The sequence below is a fragment of the Streptomyces sp. NPDC057474 genome (genome assembly GCF_042802555.1).
Classification (GTDB): Bacteria; Actinomycetota; Actinomycetes; order Streptomycetales; family Streptomycetaceae; genus Streptomyces.
Map to the genome: position 1 here is coordinate 1 of NZ_JBHVDX010000415.1, position 4,210 is coordinate 4,210.

Sequence of the window (4,210 nt, forward strand, 5' to 3'; positions counted from 1 at the left end):
GCGTCACCGTGACCTGAACACGGTGACGCCGCTGCAGGTTTGCAGGGACATTTCAGGACGTCCACCGGTATCGGCGCGGGCCCACCCGCCCGCTCATCTGTCCGAAAAAAGGTCAACCGGAAGCTGACGGTGACCGTCAGCCACGCCCCAGCGCCCCCGTCAGTTCGATCTCGATCACCACGCGGAGCGGGTTGGGCTGTGGCTCCCTGCCGTACCGCTCCGCGTACCGCCGCTCCGCCTCCGCGACCCGCTCCCGGTCCTCGTGGACGCGGGCGAGCCCTTCCAGCGTGGCCCAGCGCCGGCCCTCCATCTGGCACACCGCGACCCGGGCGCCCTCGGCCCCCGCGGCGCGCACGTGCCGTGCCTTCGCGCTCCCCGTACGGGTGATCACCCGAGCAAGCCGGGCCCCCGGATCGTATGTAACCCCGACGGGCACCACATGAGGGCTGCCGTCGGCGCGGAGGGTGGTCAGGGTGCAGAGGTGGCGCTCCTGCCAGAAGGTGAGGTACGCGGCGTCAGGGTCACCAGGATCCACTCGATATGTGCTCACGGTCCTGGAATCTAGCGGGGAATCCGGTTACCCGGTCCCCAGGTCTCCGGGAACCCCCCCGGCTCCACCTTGAGTGGAATAGACTCAACTTTATGCACGTTGCCCAAGTCACTGTGACCGGGCCCGTCCGGCATCACTGACTGATTGACCGACGCAATGACCGCCGCAACGGCTGACGCAAGGAGGGAAACGCGAACGTGGACGCCGAGCTGACCAACAGGAGCCGGGACGCGATCAACGCGGCCAGCAACCGGGCCGTGTCCGAGGGACACGCCGACTTCACCCCCGCCCACCTGCTGCTGGCTCTGCTCCAGGGCCAGGACAACGAGAACATCACCGACCTGCTCGCCGCGGTCGACGCCGATCAGGCGGCCGTCCGCGCCGGCGCGGAGAAGATCCTGGCCGGCCTGCCCAGCGTGACCGGCTCCACCGTGTCGCCGCCCCAGCCCAACCGCGAGCTGCTCAGCGTGGTCGCCGAGGCCCAGGCCAAGGCGAAGGAGCTGGGCGACGAGTACGTCTCCACCGAGCACCTCCTGCTCGGCATCGCCGAGAAGGGCGGCCAGGCCGGGGACGTACTCTCCCGGCAGGGGGCGAACGCCAGGAAGTTGCAGGAGGCGTTCCAGAAGACAAGGGGAGGACGCCGGGTGACCACAGCCGATCCGGAAGGCCAGTACAAGGCCCTGGAGAAGTTCGGCACGGACTTCACCGCCGCCGCGCGTGAGGGCAAGCTCGACCCGGTCATCGGCCGGGACCAGGAGATCCGGCGCGTCGTGCAGGTGCTCAGCCGCCGTACGAAGAACAACCCGGTCCTCATCGGTGAGCCCGGCGTCGGCAAGACCGCCGTCGTCGAGGGGCTCGCCCAGCGGATCGTGAAGGGCGACGTTCCCGAGTCCCTCAAGAACAAGCGGCTGGTCTCCCTCGACCTCGGCGCCATGGTCGCCGGGGCCAAGTACCGGGGGGAGTTCGAGGAGCGGCTGAAGACGGTCCTCGCCGAGATCAAGGACTCCGACGGCCAGATCATCACCTTCATCGACGAGCTGCACACGGTCGTCGGCGCGGGCGCCGGCGGCGACTCCGCGATGGACGCCGGCAACATGCTGAAGCCGATGCTCGCCCGCGGCGAGCTGCGCATGGTCGGCGCGACGACCCTCGACGAGTACCGCGAGCGCATCGAGAAGGACCCGGCGCTGGAGCGCCGCTTCCAGCAGGTGCTGGTCGCCGAGCCGACCGTCGAGGACACCATCGCGATCCTGCGCGGACTCAAGGGCCGGTACGAGGCCCACCACAAGGTCGTGATCGCGGACGCGGCACTGGTCGCCGCCGCCACCCTCTCCGACCGGTACATCACCTCCCGCTTCCTGCCCGACAAGGCCATCGACCTCGTCGACGAGTCCGCCTCCCGGCTCCGGATGGAGATCGACTCCTCGCCCGTCGAGATCGACGAGCTCCAGCGGTCCGTGGACCGGCTCCGCATGGAGGAGATGGCCCTCGACAAGGAGACCGACGCCGCCTCCCGCGAGCGCCTGGAGAAGCTGCGCCGCGACCTCGCCAACAAGGAGGAGGACCTGCGCAACCTCACCGCCCGCTGGGAGAAGGAGAAGCAGTCCCTCAACCGCGTCGGTGAACTGAAGGAGAAGCTCGACGAGTTGCGCGGCCAGGCCGAACGCGCCCAGCGCGACGGCGACTTCGACACGGCCTCCAAGCTGCTCTACGGCGAGATCCCCACCCTGGAGCGGGCGTTGGAGGAGGCATCCGAGGCCGAGGTGGAGGCCGCCGCCTCCAAGAACACGATGGTCAAGGACGAGGTCGGCTCCGACGACATCGCCGACGTCGTCGCCGCCTGGACCGGTATCCCGGCGGGCCGCCTGCTGGAGGGCGAGACCCAGAAGCTGCTCCGCATGGAGGACGAGCTGGGCCGCCGCCTCATCGGCCAGAGCGAGGCCGTACGGGCGGTGAGCGACGCCGTACGCCGCTCCCGCGCCGGCATCGCCGACCCCGACCGCCCCACCGGCTCCTTCGTCTTCCTCGGCCCCACCGGCGTCGGCAAGACCGAGCTGGCCAAGGCCCTCGCCGACTTCCTCTTCGACGACGAGCGGGCCATGATCCGCATCGACATGTCGGAGTACAGCGAGAAGCACAGCGTGGCCCGGCTCGTCGGCGCGCCCCCCGGGTACATCGGCTACGAGGAGGGCGGCCAGCTGACGGAGTCCGTCCGCAGGCGTCCCTACTCGGTCGTGTTGCTGGACGAGGTGGAGAAGGCGCACCCCGAGGTCTTCGACATCCTCCTGCAGGTGCTGGACGACGGCCGGCTCACGGACGGACAGGGCCGTACGGTCGATTTCCGCAACACGATCCTGATCCTCACCTCGAACCTGGGAAGCCAGTACCTGGTCGACCCGGTCACCAGCGAGGAGGTGAAGAAGCAGCAGGTCATGGACGTGGTGCGGGCCTCCTTCAAGCCGGAGTTCCTCAACCGCCTCGACGATCTCGTGGTCTTCTCCGCGCTGAACAAGGCGGAGCTGGAGCGCATCGCGAAGCTCCAGATCGACCGCCTGGCCAAGCGCCTCGCCGAGCGCCGCCTCACCCTGGAGATCACCCCCGAGGCCCTGACCTGGCTCGCCGACGAGGGCAACGACCCGGCCTACGGAGCCCGCCCGCTCCGCCGCCTCGTCCAGACCGCCATCGGCGACCGCCTGGCCAAGGAAATCCTCTCCGGCGAGGTCAAGGACGGCGACACGGTCCGGGTGGACACGTTCGGGGAGGGCGAGGGTCTGATCGTCGGCCCGGTTCCTCAGCAGGGGACGGGTAAGACGCTGTAGTCCGAGTGGCTCTCCGGTCGCGGCCCTGGGGCAAGTGCTCCGGGGCCGCGCAGCTGCGCGGTGGGACCCGTAATTCAGCCGGTACTCCCGTCGCTGATTCGACGCGCGGGGTAATCCCGACGGCGGTGGCGGTTGCCGGGCGAGGGCCAAGAGAGAGAGGGTGGGATCTGTACGTCTGGTCTCCGCTCTGCGACGGCCGGACGAGCCAGACGACTGCAGGAGTATGAAACGTATGTCAATCGACCCGTCCTCCATTCCGAACTTCGGGGGTCAGCCCGAGCCGCAGCCCCAAGGGCCGGCGGGCCCCGTCGTTCCGGATCAGGACCTCGTGAAGCAGCTCCTGGACCAGATGGAGCTGAAGTACGTCGTCGACGACGAGGGTGACCTCGCGGCGCCGTGGGAGGAATTCCGTACGTACTTCATGTTCCGTGGCGAGGGTGACCAGCAGGTCTTCTCGGTGCGCACGTTCTACGACCGCCCGCACCAGATCGACGAGAAGCCGGCCCTGCTGGAGTCCATCGACGACTGGAACCGCCGCACCCTGTGGCCCAAGGTCTACAGCCACACCCACGACGACGGCACGGTCCGTCTCATCGGCGAGGCCCAGCTGCTGATCGGCACCGGCGTCAGCCTGGAGCACTTCGTCTCGTCGACGGTCAGCTGGGTGCGGGCCGCCATCGAGTTCGACAAGTGGCTCGTCGAGCAGCTCGGCCTGGCCGAGGACGTCGACGAGGCCGACAAGCCCAAGGACGGCGAAGGCGACGACGACGGCGCCGCTGACACCGACGCCGGCGCCGACGACAAGTAGTCCACGGCCAGAAACCTTCGAGATGTACGAGAG

The 4,210-nt window shown here is 68.9% G+C and carries 3 protein-coding genes; 2 read left to right on the top strand and 1 reads right to left on the bottom strand.

Features of this window, described 5'->3' with window-relative positions; genetic code table 11:
- Nucleotides 1-136: 136 nt before the first annotated feature.
- Nucleotides 137-550, bottom strand: coding sequence for a pyridoxamine 5'-phosphate oxidase family protein (locus ACFU53_RS46955; RefSeq protein WP_384006476.1), 414 nt, complete (start codon nucleotides 548-550; stop codon nucleotides 137-139).
- 197 nt (nucleotides 551-747) lie between these two features.
- Here ACFU53_RS46955 and clpB point away from each other — a divergent pair, with 197 nt between their 5' ends.
- Complete coding sequence (gene clpB, locus ACFU53_RS46960; protein WP_384006479.1) at nucleotides 748-3,369, top strand: ATP-dependent chaperone ClpB; 2,622 nt, start codon at nucleotides 748-750, stop codon at nucleotides 3,367-3,369.
- Between the two features lie 232 nt (nucleotides 3,370-3,601).
- Nucleotides 3,602-4,177 (top strand): YbjN domain-containing protein, encoded by a 576-nt coding sequence (locus ACFU53_RS46965; RefSeq protein ID WP_384006482.1) that lies wholly within the window; start codon nucleotides 3,602-3,604, stop codon nucleotides 4,175-4,177.
- Nucleotides 4,178-4,210: the final 33 nt, after the last annotated feature.

Excerpts from the sequence above, each read along its gene's own strand:
- ACFU53_RS46965 (WP_384006482.1), top strand. The coding sequence starts at position 3,602 with ATGTCAATCGACCCGTCCTCCATTCCGAACTTCGGGGGTCAGCCCGAG.